The following is a 19,541-nucleotide window of genomic DNA, read 5'->3' on the forward strand; positions in this document are numbered from 1 at the left end:
ATCAACCAGACAAAACGAACGCGGTCGTGAATGCGTTCACATTCACAAGGATTATGGCGCACGGTCATTTCGGACATGCGAGCGGGGGTGCCCCTCGGGTGAGGGACACCCCCGTACGACGCCGGACCGGGCCCTACGAGCCCTACAGCTCCTTGCGGAACTCCGCCGCGACCCGCAGGAAGATGTCGTTCGCCTCGGTCTCGCCGATGGAGACCCGCGTCCCCTCACCGGCGAAGGGCCGGATCGTGACGCCCGCCTTCTCCGCCAGCTCCGCGAAGTCCGTGGTCCGCTCCCCGAGCCGCAGCCACACGAAGTTGGCCTGCGACTCCGGCACCGTCCAGCCCTGCGCCCGCAGCTCACGGGTGACCCGCGTCCGCTCCTCGACGAGCGCCGCGACCCGCTCCAGCAGCGCGTCCTCGCTGCGCAGCGAGGCCACCGCCGCGTCCTGCGCGATCTGGCTCACCCCGAACGGCACCGCCGTCTTCCGCAGGGCCGCCGCCACCGGCTCGTGCGCGACGGCGAAGCCGACCCGCAGCCCCGCGAGCCCGTACGCCTTGGAGAAGGTCCGCAGCACGCACACGTTGGGCCGGTCCCGGTACAGCTCCAGGCCGTCCACCACCCGCTCGTCCCGGACGAACTCCCGGTACGCCTCGTCCAGCACCACCAGCACGTCGCGCGGCACCCGGTCCAGGAAGCGCTCCAGGCCGTCGCGGGGGATGGCCACGCCCGTCGGGTTGTTCGGGTTGCAGACGAAGATGAGCCGGGTGCGGTCCGTCACCGCGTCGGCCATCGCGTCGAGGTCGTGCTCCTCGCCCTCCGTCAGCGGCACGCGCACGGAGGCGGCGCCGGAGATCTGGGTGACGATCGGGTACGCCTCGAAGGAGCGCCAGGCGTAGATCACCTCGTCCCCCGGGCCCGCCGTGGACTGCAGGAGCTGCTGCGCGATTCCGACCGACCCTGTGCCGGTGGCAAGATGCGACGCGGGCACGCCGAAGTGCTCGGACAGCTCGGCCAGGAGACCCGTGCAGGCCATGTCCGGGTAGCGGTTGAAGGACGCCGCCGCGTGGCTCGCGGACTCCAGGACGCCGGGCAGCGGCGGATACGGATTCTCGTTGGAGGACAGCTTGTAGGAGACGGGCCCGCCCGCCGCCGCCGGCCTGCCGGGCTTGTAGCTGGGGATGCCCTCCAGCGCCTGCCGCAGCCTGGGCGGGACGGGCGCCGCCCCGTCCGGGGTCTTCTGCTCGCTGTGCTCACTCACCGCTGGTCCTCCTCGCGCCGCTCGACGAATACTGCTCACCATAAGAGGATTCCCCCGCCCGGCGTACGGGGTCGTTCGCCGTCCATCGACGTACGCCCCCGCGCTGGTGGCGAGCGCGGTGGCGCGCATCGCTCGTGAAGGTGAGTTGAGACCTCTTCGCAACCTCGCGCATTCCCCGGGAGCAACCGCTCTCACGCGGGGCGCCCGCGCAGGTCAGGGGCGGGAAGACCGGTCATTCCATGGTCGCTTCGACCTGTCGTTCATGCAGAATCGTGCCTGCTCCGGGTTGTCAAGAGGCGCCCTCGCGGCGGCCCGCGCGGGCCTACGATCGGGTCGCCATGACAGCAGCAGAGAAGCATCAGGTGAGCCGGAAGTCCGCCCGCCCACCCCGTGGGGGCACCCGGCTGAACGGGCGGGCCGGGATCAGGGATGTCGCCGCCGCGGCCGGTGTCTCCATCACGACTGTCTCCGACGCGCTCAACGGCAAGGGAAGACTGCCGGACGCCACCCGGCGGCACGTCCGCGAGGTCGCCGAGCGGCTCGGATACCGCCCGTCGGCCGCCGCGCGCACGCTCCGCACGGGCAAGTCGGGGCTGATCGGCCTGACGGTCACGACGTACGGCGAAGAACCGTTCACCTTCACGGAGTTCGCCTATTTCGCGGAGATGGCCCGCGCCGCCACCTCCGCCGCCCTCGCGAGGGGGTACGCGCTGGTGATCCTCCCCGCCCCCGCCCGCCACAGCCCCTTCGACGTGTGGTCGAACGTCGCCCTGGACGGCACCGTCGTCATCGACCCCTCCGACCAGGACCCGGTCGTCAGCGAGCTGGTCCGCTCGGGCCTCCCCGTCGTCTCCGACGGCCGCCCCAGCGGCTCCCTCCCGGTCACGGCGTGGGTGGACAACGATCACGAGGAGGCCGTCCAGGGCCTCCTCGACCACCTCGCCGAGTCCGGCGCCCGCCGTATCGGCCTCCTCACCGGCACCTCCACGGACACCTACACCCGCCTGTCCACCACGGCCTATCTGGAGTGGTGCGAGCGCGTCGGCCAGGACCCGGTCTACGAGACGTATCCCGCGCACGACCCGTGCGCGGGCGCCGTCGCCGCCGACCGCCTGCTCGCCAGACCCGACCGCCCCGACGCGGTCTACGGCCTGTTCGACCCCAACGGCACCGATCTCCTCGCGGCGGCCCGGCGGTACGGACTGCGGGTGCCCGAGGACCTGCTCCTCGTGTGCTGCAGCGAGTCCACCGTCTACGCCACGACCGAACCCCCCATCACCACCCTCTCCCTCAAGCCCGGCCGGATCGGCAACACGGTCATCCAGCTCCTCATCGACGCCATCGAGGGCATCGGCCCCAGCCGCCCCGTGCAGCAGGTCATGCCGACCGACCTCATCGTCCGTACGTCCTCGCAGCGCCGCAGCGCCCGCACCACCGTGAGCGCGCCCCGCGCCCCCGCGTCCGACTGAGCGCGGGGGCGGCCGGGGCGCGGCCGAGGGAGGCGGCCGGGGCGTCCGCGGGGTACGAGCCCGGAGAATTCCGGAGGAATTCACACCCCGTTCGGCCACCTCGCCAAATGCGGGACCCCAGGTGCGTCACAAGCCGCGACCAGCGTTCCTATGATTGGGGGCACCCCCGGCCGAAGGCCGGGGGAGAACGACACCGGGACCGGCTCCCGACCTGGGGGCACCCAGGCCGTACGACCAGCGGCCGGGCGCTTCTCCCCCGGGCCCCGGCCCGACGCGAGGGGGAGGTCTGCGGTGGACGGCGGCGGCGCGATGGTGGAGGGGTCGATGACTCAGGGGGCCGGTCAGGGACCCGACGTATGGCACGGCGGGATGGCCGCACAGGCAGCGGGGGAGCCCACCCCGCAGACCCGGGCGAACGGCCCGGCCGAGCACGGGAGCCCGCACGAGCCGGGCGCCCGTGGCGGCGCGGGCGCGCCCGGCGACCACGGAGGCCCGGCGCGGCCCACGGCCCACCAGGGCCCGACCGGGCCGACCGGCCCGACCGGGCCGGATGAGCAGGGCGGACCGGGCAGGCCGGGCGACCACGCGCGCCCGCACGGGACGGCCGCCCACCCGGGCGCGCCCGCGCTCACCCCGCCCCCCGTCACGCCTCCGTCCGCCCCCGCGCCGCCGCCCGCCGCCGTCGCGCCCCCGCCCGCACCGGCTCCCTCCCCGGTCACGCCCCCGCCCGTACAGAGCCCGCAGCCCGTACGGGCACCCGCCCAGGCCCCTGCCCAGGCGCCCGTAAGCGCCCAGCAGCCCGCGCGGGGCCCGCAGTCCGGCGGGGACGAGCAGGGCGACGGCGAGCAGGCCGGTGGCGAGCCGGTGCCGTCGATGCCGGAGGAGTACACGCCGACGGAGCGCGATCTCCCTGTGGTCGGCAGCCGCACAGCCGAGCCGGGCGGGCCGACGCCCACCATGGTCGACGTCCCGGCGGCCACGAGCGGGAACGACGGCGAGGGCCCGCTGTACGTCGTCGGCGACGTGCACGGATACCTCGACGAACTGCGCGCCGCGCTCCGCCAGTTCGGGATCATCGACGCCGACGACCGCTGGATCGCGGGCAACGCGCGCCTGTGGTTCCTCGGCGACTTCACCGACCGGGGCCCCGACGGGATCGGCGTCATCGAGCTCGTCATGCAGCTCTCCGCCGAGGCAGCCGCCGCCGGGGGCTACTGCAAGGCCCTCATGGGCAACCACGAGCTGCTGCTCCTCGGCGCCAAGCGGTTCGGCGACACCCCCGTCAACTCCGGCGCGGGCACCGCCTCCTTCCAGGCCGCCTGGCTCCTCAACGGGGGCCAGCGCAGCGACATGGAGCGGCTGCGCGACCACCACATCCAGTGGATGTCCCGGCTCGACGCGATCACCCTCGCCGACAACCACCTGCTGGTGCACTCCGACGCCTCCTGCTATCTCGACTACGGCGAGACGATCGAGGACGTCAACGACGCGATCACCGAGGCGCTCCAGCGGCAGGACGCGGAGGAGACCTGGGAGCTGTTCCGGAAGTTCACCAAGCGGTTCGCCTTCCGCGAGGAGGGCGCGGGCCCGGCCGCCGTGCGCGAGCTGCTCGACACCTTCGGGGGCAAGCGCATCGTGCACGGGCACAGCCCCATCCCGTATCTGCTGGGCGAGGTGGGCAGCGAGGACGACGAGGCCGCGCCCGACGTCACGGGTCCGCACGTCTACGCGGACGGGCTCGCGGTCGCGATGGACGGCGGCGTGACCATGGCCGGAAAGCTGCTCATCGCCCAGCTTCCGCTGGTGGGTTGAGGCCCGCTCGTCCCCCGAAGCTCCGTTCCCGCTGATTCACGCGCGGAATCCAGGGCAGGTGTTTCCCCAGAAGTGATCGGCTGGGGGGCACCGCGAGAGCGGGTCAATTCTGGAAACTCTCTGTCACGTAGTGCCGGAGGCGCTCTACCATCGGTTTTGCCGACGAGTTCTCCGCCCTGCTGACCCGCCCCGCCCTCGACCGGCCACGAGAGGCCCTACGGAGCATCGGGGGATGCACATGAACAGCGCTCCGCATCTGCTACGCGAAGACCGGCCCGAGTTCGAGCGGGTCCTCGACGAAGCTCTGCGAACCGCTCACCGCCGCCCCGACCTTGCGGCGCTCGGCCAACGGCTGAACGCCGAGCAGTTGCGCACCATGGCGCTCAGCGCCGCCACCGCGATAGCCGCGTGCGCCGAGGCCGAGTACCAGCAGTTCGTGCGCCTGCGCGAGGAACTGCGCCAGCCTGCCAACGCCCCCTCGTCGATGGGCCCCCCGGAGCGGGAGCGCGGTCCCGACGGCGTCGAACCTCGCGGCGAGGGCGTGAGCCGGCTCGCCAGCGCGATGGGCGGCGAGGGGCTCGCCGAGGCCACCGGCGCCGGGCTCGTCGCCGTCGTCTCGGTGCTGGCCCCCGTCCTCGCGGGCACGGCCGCCGTGATCTTCCTGCTGCTGGGGTACGCGCTGCACCTGATGACCCCCGAGCCCTCCATCGCGCAGCCGATGCGCAGCGCGGGCTGGGTCTTCGCCGCGCTGGCCGCCGCCGGGATCGTCATCGCGATGGGCGGCCTGCTGCTGGCCGCGCTGCGGAACGGGGCGAGTTCGGTGCGCGCGCCCGGAGGCGGCAAGGGGGAGCGCGGGCGCGGCGCCGATCACGGCGCGGGCGGGCTCTCCGAAGAGGTCGCGCTGGCCCGCGCCGCCTGGCGGGAGGCGCTGCTGGAGCGGGGCATCGTCCCGTTCCTCCGCGAGGCCCTCGCCGATCCGCAGGGCGCCGAGCAGGCGCCCGCGACGTACGTCCAGCGCGAGCAGCGCACCACGTTCGGGTACACGCACCCCGACTTCTCCAGCCGTCCCGCCTCCGAGTCCCCCGACGAACCGGGGCCCCGCCTGCGGTTCACCAGCCCCGACTACTCCAGCCCCGACTACGGGGGCCCGGAGCACCCGAAGCCGTGACCCTGCGGGGCCCTGCCGGTGATTCGCGGGCCGCGGCTCTCGCCGTGGTCGCTCGCGCAGTTCCCCGCGCCCCTGGACGGGCCTTCTCTAGCGCGCCGCGGCGTCCAGGGCACAGCGGAGGTCGGCCACCAGGTCTCCCGCGTCCTCCAGGCCCACCGACAGCCGGACGAAGCCGTCCGGCACGGCGTCGCCGCCCCAGCGTCCCCGGCGCTCGGCGGTGGAGCGCACGCCCCCGAAGCTCGTCGCGTCCCCGACCAGCCGCAGCGCGTCCAGGAAGCGCTCGGCGTACTCCCTTCCGGGCAGCGTGAAGGAGACCACGCAGCCGTAGCGGCTCATCTGGCGCGCGGCCGCCGCGTGCGCCGGGTCGTCGGGCAGGCCCGGGTGCCGTACGTCCGTGGCCTCCGGACGGGCGCGCAGCGCCTCGGCGACGGCCAGCGCGTTGTCCGCCTGGCGCCGGGTCCGTACGTCCAGCGTCGCCAGCGAGCGGTGCGCGAGCCACGCCTCCATCGGCCCGGGGATCGCCCCGACCGTCTTGCGCCAGGCCCGCACCGAGGCCGCCAGGTCCGCGTCCCGGCAGGCCACGTAGCCCAGCAGCACGTCCCCGTGGCCGGTGAGCGCCTTGGTGCCGCTGGCCACCGACAGGTCGGCGCCCAGCGCGAGCGGGCGCTGCCCGAGCGGGGTGGCGAGGGTGTTGTCCACGGCGACGAGCGCGCCCCGCTCGTGCGCCGCGTCCGCCAGGGCGCGGATGTCGCACACGTCCAGGCCCGGGTTCGAGGGCGTCTCGATCCACAGCAGCCGGGCGCCCGCGAGCAGTTCGCGCTGTGCCTCGCCGGCCGTGGGCGCGGTGCGCACCTCGATGCCGAAGTCCTCCAGGCGCTGCCGGAGGGAGGCCAGCAGGTTGTAGCCGTCGGAGGGCAGCACGGCCGCGTCGCCGGGGCGGAGCTGGGAGAAGAGCACGGCGGAGATCGCGCCCATGCCGGAGGCGAAGGCGACGGTCTCCACGTCCGGGTCGCCCGGCGACTCCAGCTCGCCGATGGCGCTCTCCAGCCCCGTCCAGGTCGGGTTGGCGTCCCGCCCGTAGGCGTACGGCGCGTCCGCGACGTCGCCCGGCAGGTGGTAGTGCGCGGCGAACACGGGCCCCGGCAGCGGGGGCGCGTACGGCTCCTCGCCGGGCAGTCCGGCCCGTACGACGCGGGTGGCGTCCGTGTCGGCGTCGGCGTCGTTCATGGTCGCTCGCTCTCGTGAGGTCGGGCGGCTCAGCCCGCGTGCAGCGCGGCCCGTGCCACGGCCCCGCACCGCGCACCGTAGCCCCCGCCGAAGAGCACCGCGTGCACCAGGAGGTGCTGGAGCTGATGGAGCGGGACGCGCGCGGCGAGCCCGGGGACGGGGCGCACCTCCTCGTACGCCGCGAGGACGCGGGCCAGCCGCGGCGAGCCGAACAGGTCGAGCATCGCGAGGTCCGTCTCGGGGTGGCCGCCCTGCGCGGCGGGGTCGATGAGGCGGGGGCGCCCGTCGGCGGCCCAGTGGACGTTCCCCGACCACAGGTCGCCGTGGATGACGGCGGGCGGCTGCGGCGGCCCCCACACCGCCGGGTCGTCCGTACGCGCGCACACCGTCTCGACCTCGCGGGCGTCCTCGGGCGCGAGGTTCCCGGCGTCCACGGCGGCGCGCAGGAACGGCAGCAGCCGGTGCCCGGCGTGGAACGCGGGCCAGTCGGCGGGGTCGGTGACGGGCTCGGCGGGAGACGTCAGGGGCAGCGGGCCCAGGTAGCAGGGCTCGCCCGGGGTGCCGTAGGACGGCGCGGGCGTGGCGTGCAGCGCGGCCAGGTCGCGTCCGAGCCGCTCGGCCTGCGCGTCGTCGGCGGGGCCCGGCTCGACCCACTCCAGGACGAGCGCGCCCCGCTCGGCCCCGAGCACCTCGGGCACCGCGACGGCGCCGGTCGCCCGCAGCCGGGCGAGCCCGGCGGCCTCGGCGGCGAAGAAGTCGGCGGGCGCGGCGTGCAGGGTCTTCGCGAAGACCTCCGGGTGTCCGGCTCCGCCGTTCAGGGCCACGCGGTACGCGTCGCAGATCGAGCCGCCGCCGACCGGGGTCGCGGAGAGCGCTTCGGCGCCGACCGCGCGCGAGACGGCCTCCAGGACGGCGCCCGCCATCAGCCGCGCGCCCCGTCGAGGTCCGTGTCCAGGGCCGCCGTCACGGCGTCCAGCAGGCCCGGAACGGCCGCCTCGACCATCTCCAGGCAGACCTCGAAGCCGCGCGTGCCCCCGTAGTACGGGTCCGGCACCTCCATGCCGGCCGGGTCGTCGGGGTCGGCCGCCGGGTCGTACGAGCGCAGCAGCCGCACCTTCGCGGCCTCGCCGGAGTTGCGGGCCATGGCGCGCAACTCCGCCGCGTGCCCCTCGTCCAGCGCGACGACCAGGTCCTCGCGGGCGAACCAGTCGGGCGCGAACTGGCGGGCCCGGTGGGACAGCGGCCCGTACCCGGCGTCGGCCAGCGTCGCGGCCGTACGCGGGTCGGCGTCCTCGCCGAGGTGCCAGCTCCCGGTGCCCGCGCTGCTCACCTCCACGAGGCCGTCGAGGCCCGCCTCCGCGATCCGGTCACGGAAGACGGCCTCGGCCATGGGCGAGCGGCAGATGTTCCCGGTGCAGACGAAACAGACGCGGTACATGTCGGTCGTCCCCACTCAGTCCTTGTCCGGCAGGGCCATGTTCAGCGCCCAGGACACGATCGAGACGACCAGGCCGCCCAGCACGGCGGTCCAGAAGCCCTCGACGTGGAAGCTGAGGTCCAGCTTGTCCGCGAGCCAGGAGGTGAGCATCAGCATCAGGGCGTTGATCACCAGCGTGAAGAGCCCCAGGGTCAGGATCAGCAGCGGCACCGAGAACAGCTTGACGATCGGCTTGACCACGAAGTTCACGACGCCGAAGATCAGGGCGACGACGACCAGGGTGAGCGTCTTCTCGCCCCCGGAGCCGCCGGAGAGCGTGATGTCGCCGATCAGCCAGATCGCGACGGCCAGCGCCGCGGCGTTGGCCAGCGTCTTGATGAGGAAATTCGTCATGGTTCGATCGTTCCAGACGTCGAGGAAGTGGGTGCAGGGGGAGTGAAGGCGTTCCGCCTGGAGGAGCTGGAGGCCGAGAGGGCCGCCAACGAGGGCGCTTATCTGCAGTTCCTGCGCGAGCGGCACATGTCGGTCGGGCTCTACGCCCTCGACAAGGGTGCCCAGGATCCGCAGACCCCGCACAACCAGGACGAGGTGTACTTCGTCGTGAGCGGCCGGGCCTCCGTCACGGTCGGTGAGGAGACCACGCAGGTCGCCCGCGGCAGCGTGGTCTACGTGCCCGCGGGGGTGGTGCACAAGTTCCACCACATCTCCGAGGACCTGCGCGTGCTCGTGGTCTTCTCTCCCCCGGAGAGCTGAGACCGGAGGGCCGGGAACGTCAGGGTCGCGTAGGGGTCAGGTTCAGGGGAGGACCGGGGCCGAAGCGGCTCCCGGGACTTCACCCTCCCGCATACCATCGAAGGCGGAACAGCCCCTTTCTCTCAGCATCATTCTCAGAACGGAGCGACAGACATGGACGCGAAGGAGACCTTGTCGGGACTGCCGTGGTGGGTGAAGTGGATCGCCATCCCGGTCATAGCGCTCGTCGTCTTCGGCGGCCTCATCACCGCCGTCATCGGCTTCATCGTCGGACTGCTCTTCAAGGTCCTGGTCTTCGCCGCGCTCGTCGGCGGTGTGATCTTCCTGGTCCGGCGGTTCACTTCGGCTTCCTCCTCTTCCCGCGGCGACTGGTGACGGCGGGGGCCGCCGCGCCCGCTCCGACGGCCGTACGGGACGCGGGCCGCCCGGCCACGTCTCCCGTCTCCGGCGCCGCGCCGGTTCCGCTCCGGCCCGCGCGGCGCTGCCGGTCGGCGGACACCACGAGTGCCGCCAGCAGTGTCGTCACCGGCACCGAGGCCACCAGTCCGATCGAACCCACGAGCGTACGGACGATCTCCTCGGCGACGACCTCGCTCGTGGCCACCATCGACACGTCGCTGCGCGCGATCGAGAAGAGCAGCAGCAGCGGCAGCGCGGCTCCCGCGTAGGCGAGGACGAGGGTGTTGACGACCGACGCGATGTGGTCACGCCCGATGCGCATCGCCGAACGGTAGATTTTCCGCCAATTCGCTCCCGGGTCCGCCTCCTTCAGCTCCCATACGGCCGAGGTCTGCGTGACCGTCACATCGTCGAGCACGCCGAGCGAGCCGATCAGCACCCCGGCCAGCAGCAGGCCCTGGATCTCGATGTTCGGGTACAGCCCGTGCACCAGCCCCGTCTGGTCGTCGGTGTTCCCCGTCAGCCGGGCCCAGCCGATGAAGAGCGAGCCCAGTAGCCCGATCAGCAGCAGCGATATCAGCGTGCCGAGCACCGCGACCGACGTACGGGCCGACAGCCCGTGGCACAGGTACAGCGTCGCCAGCATGATCGCGCTGCCCCCGATCACGGCCACGACCAGGGGATTCGAGCCCTGGAGTATCGCGGGCAGGATGAAGAGCGTGAGCACCGCGAAGCTCACCGCCAGGCCGACCAGCGCCAGCACCCCGCGCAGCCGCCCCACCAGCACCACGAAGAGCGCGAAGAGCCCCGCGAGCAGCACCATCGGCACGTCGCGGTTGGTGTCCACGACGCTGTACTGGAGGTTGCGGGGCGCCTTCTCGGCGTACGCCACGACGACCTTCTGCCCCACGTCGAACTTCCGTGTGGCATCGGGCGTGACGACCTCCGTGTACCGGTGGCCCTTGTCCTTGCCCTCGGCGATCTCGACGGTGGCCTTCTGGCAGGAGCCCCGCGAGGCCTTGCCCGCACCGCCGCCCTGACCGCCCTGGCCCCCCTGCCCGCCCTGTCCGCCCTGCTGCGGGGGCGGCTGCTGCGCGTTGACGTCCTCGCAGTCGACCTCGGCCAGCTTGACGACCTTCGCCTGGAAGGTGGGCCGGTCGAAGCCGACGCCGGAGTGGTCGTGCTCGTGCCCGGGCGTGCCGCCCGGCCACAGGACGACCAGCCCGGTGAGCACCGCGACCGCGAAGGGGACGAGCACGGCGGCGATGACCTTGCGCAGATGGTGGGAGACGGGCGCGGGCGGGCCGTGGGCATGACTGTGCGCATGACTCTGCCCGTGGCCGTGCCCATGGCTGTGCGGCTGCTCGGGGAGATGCGGGGGCGGGCCCGGCTGCTGCGGCGGGCCCGGCGGCGGGGGCGGCGGGGAATGGCTCACCGACAGATCATCGCAAGAACGTCCGGGCGGGCTGTTCAGTATGCGCGGTGTGCCGCTAGCGTAGAGACGCCTTTGCACATCGCGGGAGCTCCGAGCACGGGGCTGAGAGGGCGCTGACCTCCGTAGCGGGACTACGGAAACGGCTGCGTCGACCGCCGAACCTGTTACCGGGTAATGCCGGCGTAGGGAGTGGGTCCACATGACCATGCAGGATGCACGCACGCCTGCCGAGAACGAGGACGCCCAGGGCACCGCCATCGGCTCGCACAAGGGATACGTCGAGGGGCCCCGCCCGGACATCCGGGTCGCCGTCCGGCGAGTGCACCTCACCAACGGCGCCGACGTGACGCTCTACGACACGTCGGGGCCGTACACCGACCCCAACATCACCACCGACGTGCGCCGCGGCCTCGCGCCGCTGCGCGAGAACTGGATCGTCCAGAGGGGGGACACCGAGGAGTACGCGGGACGCGAGCTGCGCCCCGAGGACGACGGCATCAAGCACACCTCGCCCCGCGGGGGCCTGAGGAACCTCGACGCGGTCTTCCCCGGCCGCCCCCGCCAGCCCCGCAGGGGCCGCGAGGGCGCCTCCGTCACCCAGCTCGCGTACGCGAAGCGGGGCGAGATCACGCCGGAGATGGAGTACGTCGCCGTCCGCGAGAACCTCTCCGCGGAGTTCGTGCGCGACGAGATCGCCGGGGGCCGTGCCGTCCTCCCGGCCAATGTGAACCACCCGGAGACCGAGCCGATGATCATCGGCAAGAACTTCCTGGTGAAGGTCAACGCCAACATCGGCAACTCCGCCGTCACCTCCTCCATCGAGGAGGAGGTCGAGAAGATGACGTGGGCGACCCGCTGGGGCGCCGACACCGTCATGGACCTCTCGACCGGCCGCAACATCCACACCACCCGCGAGTGGGTGCTGCGCAACTCCCCCGTCCCCATCGGCACCGTCCCCCTCTACCAGGCCCTGGAGAAGGTCGACGGCCGCGCGGAGGAGCTGTCCTGGGACGTCTACAGGGACACGGTCATCGAGCAGTGCGAACAGGGCGTCGACTACATGACGGTCCACGCCGGGGTCCTGCTCCGCTACGTCCCCCTGACGGCCCGCCGCAAGACCGGCATCGTCTCGCGCGGCGGCTCGATCATGGCCGCCTGGTGCCTGGCGCACCACCGGGAGAGCTTCCTCTACGAGCACTTCAGCGAGCTGTGCGAGATCCTGCGCACATACGACGTGACGTTCTCGCTCGGCGACGGCCTGCGCCCCGGCTCGATCGCGGACGCCAACGACGCGGCGCAGATGGCCGAGCTGGACACCCTCGGCGAACTCAACCGCATCGCCAAGGCGCATGACGTGCAGACCATGATCGAGGGCCCGGGCCATGTCCCGATGCACAAGATCAAGGAGAACGTCGACCGCCAGCAGGAGGTCTGCGAGGAGGCCCCGTTCTACACACTGGGCCCCCTGACGACGGACATCGCCCCGGCGTACGACCACATCACCAGCGGCATCGGCGCGGCGATGATCGGCTGGTGGGGCACGGCGATGCTCTGCTACGTCACGCCGAAGGAGCACCTCGGGCTCCCCGACAAGGACGACGTGAAGACGGGCGTCATCACGTACAAGATCGCCGCCCACGCCGCGGACCTGGCCAAGGGCCACCCCGGCGCCCAACTGTGGGACGACGCGCTCTCGGACGCCCGCTTCGAGTTCCGCTGGGAGGACCAGTTCAACCTGGCCCTCGACCCGGACACGGCCCGCGCCTTCCACGACGAGACGCTCCCGGCGGAGCCGGCCAAGACGGCCCACTTCTGCTCGATGTGCGGGCCGAAGTTCTGCTCGATGAAGATCTCCCACGAGATCCGCGAGCAGCACGGGGACCTGTCGGAAGCGGACATCGAGGCCGGGATGGAGGAGAAGTCGAAGGAGTTCGCGGCGGCGGGCAACAGGGTCTATCTGCCGCTGGCCGAATAGCCGCAGGCTCCTGCTCCGCCTCCCGTTGAACCGTTGGCGGCACGGGTCCGTTGTCGGCGGTGGAAACAGAGCCACCCCGCACATGGAGGATCGATGAAGTCCTGGCGCACCCGTGCCGCCGCCGCCCTCGCCGTCGGTGCCGCAGCCCTCGCCATCCCGCTGACCGCGACGCCCGCGCACGCCGACCCGCCGGGCAGCGGCTGGGTGATCGCCGGCGGCATGCCGTACGACTCGAAGTCGGAATGCGAGCTGGAGGAGTGGGACGGCCTCATTCAGAACTGGGACAAGTACGACAAGCTGTACTGCGAGGGCAATGGTGGCCACGACGTCTACACGGTCTGGTACCACCAGCGCTGAGCTGATCCTCCCCTGAGGCACAGCGCGCGGCGCCACGCGCCCGATCCGAGCCGCCCGTTCCCCGTGCGGGAGCGGGCGGCTCGTGCCTCCCCCCTCGTGGCACGAGCCACCCCACGCCGCCCCACCCGTAAGCGGAAAGCAGCGCTCAACCAAGGCTAGTTGACTGTGCGTCAGTGTCCAATCACAGTATCGACATAGACCTATCGAGATATTTATCGTTGCGGCACTCTCGGTGACGGTGTGGCGTTCCAGTGGGGCACAAGTGGAGGCGGAGGCGTAAGCGGCATGGATCTGGCTCTGCTGCGCACGTTCCTCGCGGTGCACCGGGCCGGGTCCTTCACGCGGGCGGCACCCTTGCTGGGGCTCTCGCAGCCCGCGGTGACGGGACAGATCCGTACGCTGGAGCGGCAGTTGGGCCGTCCCCTCTTCCTGCGGCAGGCGCGGGGCGTGACGCCGACGACCGTCGGTGAGGAGCTGGCCCACAAGGTCGCCCCGCACCTCGACGCGCTCATGGCGATCACCGAGGGCCGGCTCGACGAGGAGCCGACGGGGCGCACGCTGCACCTCGCCGGGCCACCGGAGTTCACGTCCGTGCGCGCGCTGCCCGCGCTCGCGCCCCTCGTCGAGCAGGGCGTCACGCTCCGCGTCGCCTTCGGCTCCGCCGAGGAGAGCCTCGAAGGGCTCGCCGCCGGACACCACGACCTCGCCCTCAGCACCGCACGCCCGCGCGGCGAGCTGCTCAACTCCGCCCCGCTCTGCGACGAGGAGCACGTCCTGGTCGCCGCGCCCCGCTGGGCCGCGCGCCTCGGCGGCGCCTCCGTCGTGCGCGCCAAGGGCCCGCAGTTCCTGCACGGCGTGCCCGTGATCGACGTCCACGAGAGCATGCCGCTCCTCACCCGCTACTGGGCCACCGTCTTCGACGCCGAGCCCGTCCACAGCAGCGCCCTCGTCGCGCCGGACCTGCGTGCCGTGCTGGAGTGCGTGGCCGCGGGCGCCGGGATGGCCGTGCTGCCGCGCTATCTGTGCGACGACGCCCTGGAGCCGGGCCGCGTCGTACCGCTGTTCGACCCGCCGATGCCGCCCCTGCGTACGTACTTCGTCTCCGTCCGCGCGGGCACCCTCGCGCTCCCGCACATCGCGCGCGCCCATGAGTGGCTGCTGCGCGCCGCCGTGCACTGGTGAGACGTACGCACGCACGTTTGGCGTTTCGCCCCTCGCCGCACGGGCCAGACCTCATCCATGACCGACGAACGTCCAGTCGTCAAGCGCACGGCCCGTGCCATCCTCCTCGACAACGACCAGAACCTGATCCTCATCAAGCGCACCAAGCCGGACGAGCCGCCGTACTGGATCACCCCCGGCGGCGGCGTCGAGCCCGGCGTGGACGGCACCGTCGTCGACGCGCTGCACCGCGAGGTGGACGAGGAGCTGGGGGCCAAGGTCGTCGACGTGGTCCCGGCCTTCGTCGACACCGTCGCCGACCCGGCCGAGACACCCGGCGGCGTGAAGGTCCAGCACTTCTTCGTCTGCCGCCTGGCCGCCATGGACCCCGGGCGGCGCCACGGCCCGGAGGTCGAGGAGCCCGTCGGCGAGTACGACATCGTGCGCGTGCCCTTCAGCCGCGAGGGCCTCGCCTCCGTCGAGGTCGTCCCGCCGAGCCTGCGCGCCTACCTCTCCGCGAACATCGAGGGCGTACGGGCACTTCTCGCGCCCGACCTCGGCTGAGGCCTCAGCCGAACCAGCCCTGGAAGGGCGCCCGTTCCCGCTGCTCCTCCCCACGTCGCCGCGCCTCCGCCAACGCCCGCTCGGCCTCCTTCTGCCACACGGAGACGGAGGCGACGGGGGCGGGGGCCACAGCCGGGGCCGGGGCAGCCGGATTCGGGGCCGGGTTCGGGGGCGAGGGCGGCAAAGGGGCGCGCGGCTGCAGCGGGATCTCCGGCTGCGCCTGCGGATGCGCCTGCGGATGCGCGTGCGGCTGTGGCGTCGGCGGCGCGGCATGCGACGGTGCCCGTCGCGGCTGCGGACTCGGCTGCGGACCCGGATCCGACTGCGGCTGCGGCTGCGGCTGCTGCGGATCCGGCTGCGGGATCGCCCGCTTCGCCTCCGCGCGCCGTTCCCGCGCCTCGCGCGCGGCTCCGAAGAAGTCCCCGCCCTTGCGCTTGTAGTCGTCGGTGCCCCAGTCGCGCGCGGCGCGCTTCGGCGCCTTCTGGAGGTGCGGTATGTGCTTGGCGCAGTGGATGTACGCCTCCTCCACCGTCACCCGCACCCACAGCGTCCCCCGCCGCCCCGGAACCGGATCCTCCGGCAGGTCGGAGACCTCCGCGCGCAGCTCCGCGTCCTCGACGACGACCGCGCCGCCGTTGATGTGCAGCCCTATCCGCGCCCGTACGAAGTCGATGAGGAGCAGCCCCACATGGGGGTTCTCCTGGATGTTGCCCAGGCTGGCGTGCACGCCGTTGCCCCGGTACTCGGGGTAGACCAGGGTGCGGTCGTCCAGCACTCGCAGGAAGCCGGGCGGGCCCGCGCGGAAGCTGCTGTCGCACTCGCCCCGGCGGTCGGAGGTCGAGAGGAAGAACATCTCCTGCTGGTGCACGAACTCCCGCATCCGGGGGTTCAGGTGGTCGAGCACCTGGTCGTCGTAGAAGCGGTCGGCCCGGTCGGCCGTGCCCAGGCTCCGCTGGAGCGCGTGCTCCCCGTCGCTGCCGGGCCGCGACGGAGCCCCGTCCACGGCGGACACGCCGGGTACACCAGGCACACCAGGCACACCGGGTACGCCAGGCGCACCGGGTACGCCAGGCACGCCGGGCCCACCACGCCTCCTGAGCCCGTTGAGCCCGTTGGGCGGCCCTCCCGCCTCCGCGTCCGTCACGCCTCTCACACCCTCCTCCGTCATCAGCTCACCAGTTCGTCGACCGAGTCGTGCCGTATGCGGTGGGCCGGTATGCCCATGCCCACCAGCGCCTCCCACCCGCTCCGGATCAGCCCGGGCGGGCCCGACAGATAGCCGTCGTACGCCGCCCACGGCCCGTAACGGCGCACCGCGTCCGGCAGTTGCCCCGCGAGCGACGGCACCGACGCCTGGCCGAAGGCCACCACCGGGCGCACCGAGAGCCAGTCGTACTGTCCGTCGAGGCGCAGCAGCGTGTCCAGGTCGTAGAGGTCGTGATCGGTGCGCGCGCCGTAGAACACCTCGACGGGGCGCGGCACGCCCCGGCCCGCCACGTCCTCCACCAGCGCCTTGATCGGCGCGATGCCGGTGCCGCCGCCCAGGCACAGCAGGCCGCTCCCCGCCGCGTGGTCGACGATCATCGAGCCGGCGGGCGGCCCGAGCCGCAGCACGTGGCCGGGGCGCGCCCGGTGCACCAGCGCGCTGGAGACCCAGCCCGCGGGCACGGACTTCACGTGGAAGGTGAGCAGCCCGTCGGGGCGCGGCGCGGAGGCGAAGGAGTAGTACCGCCATACGCGCGGCCACCATGGCGTCTCGATGCTCGTGTACTGCCCGGCGCGGAACGGGTACGGCTGGTCGGGGCGCACCGTGATCACCGCTATCTCCGGTGTGCGCTGCTCGTGCGCGACGATCTCCGCCTGCCACCAGGCGGGCGCCCGCCGTTCGTCCTCCGCCGCGGCGTCGATCATGATCTGGGAGATCGCCGTGTACGCCCGTACCCACGCGGCCTCGGTCTCCGGGCCCCAACTGGCCGGCGCGTACCGCGCGAGCGCCGCCATCAGGCACTCGCCGACCGCCGGGTAGTGCGCGGGCAGCGTCCCGTACTTCCGGTGCCCGCGCCCCAGCGCCGCGAAGTGCGCGGAGAGCGCCGCCCGGTCGTCGTACCGCCGCACGGCCTCCAGCAGCGAGCGGAAGAGCCGGTCGCGCTGCGTGTCCATGGAGGCGGGAAACAGCTCGCGCAACTGTGGATACTGCACGAAGAGAAGGGCGTAGAAATACGCGGTGGCGGCGTCAGCCGACCCTTCGATCTCCTCCATCGTGCGGCGGATGAGCACCGCGTCAGGGGTCATGGTGTGCCCTCGCTACGTCCGAACGAACCCGACCCCCGAGAACACCGAGTGAGGAAACCGTCACAAGTCCTGGCAGCACGATGCGGAGTCGACCATACCGATATGACTTCACCGCACAACCCCCGTCCGCGGTTCCACACCGCGTCCGATTCCCGGGGTTTGTCAGCGGATGCCGGGGCTGACGAGCGCGTACGCCTCCCGCAGATCCCGGCCGCTGTACTGGTGCGAGGCCAGCTCCCGGACGTGATGATCAGCATTGACGGCCACGGACACCGGCACCTCGGCGAAGAGCTCGGCGTCGGAGAGAGAATCGCCGTACGCCACGCACTCCGTCGCCGGAATCCCGAACTCCGCACAGAGTTCCCGCGCGATCTTCACCTTGGCGGCAGGTGTGAGGATCCCCGCCGGGTCCACCGGCTCGCGCGGATACGGCCCCGCTTCCGCCTCCGCGCCCGGCGCGAGCACCGGCCACCGCGAGGCGCGCGCCGCGTCGGCGCCCCAGCCCAGGAGCCTGCGCACGAAGAAGTCCGGCGAGAGCGAGATCACCGCGCACCGCTCGCCCCGCGACCGGATGTCCGCCCACACCTCGCGGATCCCCTCCAGCCACGGCGCCCCGGTGAACGCCCGCTCGACCACCTCGTCCGTCAGCTCCGACCACAGCGCGCACGCGCGCACGGCGAACTCCGAGGGCGCCAGCTCGCGGGCGGCGAACGCCCGCTCCAGCTCGCGGATCTCCCGCTCGACGCCGAGCTGCTGGGAGATCTCCACGGGCGCGGCCGAACCGTGGAGAAGGGTGCCGTCCAGGTCGAAGAGATGGAGTCGCGTCATATGCCGGATCGTACGGGTGTGCCCAGGCGCATGTGACCTCTGCGGCCCCTGCGCCCCCCCTGCGCCCCCCCTGCGACCTCGTACACGGCATACACGGCGTACTCGGCTTCGAGTAGCGAGGGATACTCCACGCGTCAGACGCCGTCGGGCCCCGCTCACGGGACCGTCGAAGGCATGCAGCGACTTTCCCGCCCCGTCCGCCGGGCCACCCTCTTCGTCCACGTCAGCGCCGCCGCGTCCTGGCTCGGCACCAGCCTGTGCCTGCTCGCCCTCGCCGTGACCGGCACGGCGGCGGGCGGGACGGCGGGCGGGGCAGCGGGCGGGGCGACGGCCACCGGGAGTTACCGCGCCATGAAGGTCTTCGGCGACTGGCTCCTCGCGCCGGTCTCCCTGCTCACCCTGACCACCGGGCTGATCCTCTCCCTCGGCACCCACTGGGGGCTGGCCCGCCACCGCTGGGTCTACACCAAGTTCTGGCTGACCCTGGTCACGACCGCGGCGAGCATCTTCGCCTTCCGCGCGACGATCGACTCCGCTGTCTCGGCGTCCGGAGCCGGACAGCACGTCGATCCCGTCGACCTGCTGATCCCGCCGTGCGTCTCGCTGAGCGCCTACCTGTTCATGACGGCGCTCTCGGTGCTCAAGCCGTGGGGCCTGACGCGCCGTGGCCGGAAGGCACGCCCTTCCCGCCCGTCCAGCCCTTCCCAGCCCTCCCGCCCGGCTCCCTCGGAAGCGCGCTGACTCGGGGGGCGAGCGAGGCGTACGCTCCGAGCGTGACCTCGCACTCCGCACCCGCCGACGCCTCGGCGTCCCCCGCCCTGCCCGAACTCACGATCCGGCGCGCCACCGCCGACGACATACCCGAGATCGTCGGGATGCTCGCCGACGACCCCCTCGGCGCCCAGCGCGAGACACCCGGCGACCTCACCCCGTACCGCACCGCCTTCGCACGCCTCGACGGCGATCCCCACCAGCACCTCGTCGTCGCCGTCCAGCAGGGCCGCACCGTCGGCACGCTGCATCTGACCGTCATCCCCGGCCTCTCCCGCCGCGGCGCGGCCCGCGCGCTCATCGAGGCCGTCCGCATCCACGCCGACGCGCGCGGCACGGGCCTGGGCACCCGCCTCATCGAGTGGGCCATCGCCGAATCCCGCCGCCAGGACTGCGTCCTGGTCCAGCTCACCTCCGACGCCACCCGCGTCGACGCCCACCGCTTCTACGAACGCCTCGGCTTCGAGGCCTCGCATCTGGGGTTCAAGATGGCGCTGTAGCCGCCCCTTTGGGGACGCGAATTGAAAGGGTTCGCACTATTCGCGAGTGTCTTCATACTGTCGGACTCGTTACCCCTCGGGGGGATGGCTCGCCCAGGACGCCGTCCCAACGTACGGGCCTGACCGGGCCGTTG

20 protein-coding genes are annotated in these 19,541 nt (G+C 72.6%); 11 read left to right on the forward strand and 9 right to left on the reverse strand.

The genetic code is table 11. The annotated features are described in order from the left end of the window. Positions 1–142: 142 nt before the first annotated feature. Positions 143–1,258 carry a histidinol-phosphate transaminase gene (gene hisC / locus ABD343_RS04735; protein ID WP_344524228.1) on the reverse strand — a complete coding sequence of 372 codons (1,116 nt, stop codon included), beginning with the start codon at positions 1,256–1,258 and terminating at the stop codon, positions 143–145. A gap of 338 nt (positions 1,259–1,596) precedes the next feature. Here hisC and ABD343_RS04740 point away from each other — a divergent pair, with 338 nt between their 5' ends. The 3 genes from ABD343_RS04740 (at position 1,597) to ABD343_RS04750 (ending at position 5,707) form a co-directional block, all read left to right on the forward strand. Beyond that, positions 1,597–2,727 carry a LacI family DNA-binding transcriptional regulator gene (locus ABD343_RS04740; RefSeq protein ID WP_344524230.1) on the forward strand — a complete coding sequence of 377 codons (1,131 nt, stop codon included), beginning with the start codon at positions 1,597–1,599 and terminating at the stop codon, positions 2,725–2,727. A 324-nt stretch (positions 2,728–3,051) separates the two neighbouring features. Continuing rightward, positions 3,052–4,539, forward strand: coding sequence for a metallophosphoesterase family protein (locus tag ABD343_RS04745; protein WP_344524232.1), 1,488 nt, complete (start codon positions 3,052–3,054; stop codon positions 4,537–4,539). A 232-nt stretch (positions 4,540–4,771) separates the two neighbouring features. Next, positions 4,772–5,707 (forward strand): serine/threonine-protein kinase, encoded by a 936-nt coding sequence (locus ABD343_RS04750; RefSeq protein ID WP_344524234.1) that lies wholly within the window; start codon positions 4,772–4,774, stop codon positions 5,705–5,707. An 87-nt stretch (positions 5,708–5,794) separates the two neighbouring features. Here ABD343_RS04750 and ABD343_RS04755 read toward each other — a convergent pair whose 3' ends face one another. Genes ABD343_RS04755 through ABD343_RS04770 form a run of 4 tightly spaced genes read right to left on the reverse strand, consistent with a single transcriptional unit; the run spans position 5,795 to position 8,765 of the window. Continuing rightward, positions 5,795–6,934, reverse strand: a complete 1,140-nt coding sequence (locus ABD343_RS04755) for a cystathionine gamma-lyase (protein WP_344524235.1) — start codon at positions 6,932–6,934, stop codon at positions 5,795–5,797. 29 nt (positions 6,935–6,963) lie between these two features. Beyond that, positions 6,964–7,857 (reverse strand): fructosamine kinase family protein, encoded by an 894-nt coding sequence (locus ABD343_RS04760; RefSeq protein WP_344524236.1) that lies wholly within the window; start codon positions 7,855–7,857, stop codon positions 6,964–6,966. After that, a complete protein-coding gene (locus ABD343_RS04765) occupies positions 7,857–8,372 on the reverse strand; it encodes a low molecular weight protein-tyrosine-phosphatase (RefSeq protein WP_344524397.1) in 516 nt (171 codons plus the stop codon). The genes ABD343_RS04760 and ABD343_RS04765 overlap by 1 nt, the downstream gene beginning before the upstream one ends. 15 nt (positions 8,373–8,387) lie before the next feature. Beyond that, positions 8,388–8,765 carry a phage holin family protein gene (locus ABD343_RS04770; RefSeq protein WP_344524238.1) on the reverse strand — a complete coding sequence of 126 codons (378 nt, stop codon included), beginning with the start codon at positions 8,763–8,765 and terminating at the stop codon, positions 8,388–8,390. 42 nt (positions 8,766–8,807) lie between these two features. On the opposite strand from ABD343_RS04770, the gene ABD343_RS04775 reads away from it, so the two are divergent. Next, complete coding sequence (locus ABD343_RS04775; protein ID WP_344524240.1) at positions 8,808–9,125, forward strand: cupin domain-containing protein; 318 nt, start codon at positions 8,808–8,810, stop codon at positions 9,123–9,125. Between the two features lie 153 nt (positions 9,126–9,278). Beyond that, positions 9,279–9,500, forward strand: a complete 222-nt coding sequence (locus ABD343_RS04780; protein WP_344524242.1) for a DUF5326 family protein — start codon at positions 9,279–9,281, stop codon at positions 9,498–9,500. Here ABD343_RS04780 and ABD343_RS04785 read toward each other — a convergent pair. Beyond that, positions 9,463–10,959 (reverse strand): YibE/F family protein, encoded by a 1,497-nt coding sequence (locus tag ABD343_RS04785; protein ID WP_344524244.1) that lies wholly within the window; start codon positions 10,957–10,959, stop codon positions 9,463–9,465. The genes ABD343_RS04780 and ABD343_RS04785 overlap by 38 nt on opposite strands. A gap of 199 nt (positions 10,960–11,158) precedes the next feature. Here ABD343_RS04785 and thiC point away from each other — a divergent pair, with 199 nt between their 5' ends. From thiC to ABD343_RS04805, 4 genes are all read left to right on the forward strand, one after another. Further along, entirely contained in the window at positions 11,159–12,934 is a 1,776-nt protein-coding gene (gene thiC / locus ABD343_RS04790) for a phosphomethylpyrimidine synthase ThiC (RefSeq protein ID WP_344524246.1), read from the forward strand. A gap of 93 nt (positions 12,935–13,027) precedes the next feature. Then, positions 13,028–13,291 (forward strand): hypothetical protein, encoded by a 264-nt coding sequence (locus tag ABD343_RS04795; RefSeq protein WP_344524248.1) that lies wholly within the window; start codon positions 13,028–13,030, stop codon positions 13,289–13,291. Positions 13,292–13,576: 285 nt separating this feature from the next. Continuing rightward, positions 13,577–14,473, forward strand: a complete 897-nt coding sequence (locus ABD343_RS04800; protein ID WP_344524250.1) for a LysR family transcriptional regulator — start codon at positions 13,577–13,579, stop codon at positions 14,471–14,473. Positions 14,474–14,530: 57 nt separating this feature from the next. After that, positions 14,531–15,016 (forward strand): NUDIX domain-containing protein, encoded by a 486-nt coding sequence (locus tag ABD343_RS04805; protein ID WP_344524252.1) that lies wholly within the window; start codon positions 14,531–14,533, stop codon positions 15,014–15,016. Positions 15,017–15,020: 4 nt separating this feature from the next. Here ABD343_RS04805 and ABD343_RS04810 read toward each other — a convergent pair whose 3' ends face one another. From ABD343_RS04810 to ABD343_RS04820, 3 genes are all read right to left on the reverse strand, one after another. Beyond that, the gene (locus ABD343_RS04810; RefSeq protein WP_344524254.1) at positions 15,021–16,028 is read right to left on the reverse strand and encodes a pyridoxamine 5'-phosphate oxidase family protein; all 1,008 of its coding nucleotides are present in this window, start codon (positions 16,026–16,028) and stop codon (positions 15,021–15,023) included. A gap of 155 nt (positions 16,029–16,183) precedes the next feature. Then, the gene (locus ABD343_RS04815) at positions 16,184–17,308 is read right to left on the reverse strand and encodes a globin domain-containing protein (protein WP_344524256.1); all 1,125 of its coding nucleotides are present in this window, start codon (positions 17,306–17,308) and stop codon (positions 16,184–16,186) included. A gap of 162 nt (positions 17,309–17,470) precedes the next feature. Beyond that, on the reverse strand, positions 17,471–18,136 hold the full coding sequence (locus ABD343_RS04820) for an HAD family hydrolase (RefSeq protein ID WP_344524258.1): 666 nt from the start codon (positions 18,134–18,136) through the stop codon (positions 17,471–17,473). Between the two features lie 174 nt (positions 18,137–18,310). On the opposite strand from ABD343_RS04820, the gene ABD343_RS04825 reads away from it, so the two are divergent. Both ABD343_RS04825 and ABD343_RS04830 read left to right on the forward strand, forming a co-directional pair. Beyond that, positions 18,311–18,877, forward strand: a complete 567-nt coding sequence (locus ABD343_RS04825) for a DUF2269 domain-containing protein (protein ID WP_344524260.1) — start codon at positions 18,311–18,313, stop codon at positions 18,875–18,877. A 77-nt stretch (positions 18,878–18,954) separates the two neighbouring features. Then, positions 18,955–19,407 (forward strand): GNAT family N-acetyltransferase, encoded by a 453-nt coding sequence (locus ABD343_RS04830; RefSeq protein WP_344524399.1) that lies wholly within the window; start codon positions 18,955–18,957, stop codon positions 19,405–19,407. The last annotated feature ends 134 nt before the right edge of the window (positions 19,408–19,541 follow it).

It is taken from the genome of Streptomyces albiaxialis, from assembly GCF_039530985.1.
In the GTDB taxonomy this organism is placed as follows: Bacteria; Actinomycetota; Actinomycetes; order Streptomycetales; family Streptomycetaceae; genus Streptomyces; species Streptomyces albiaxialis.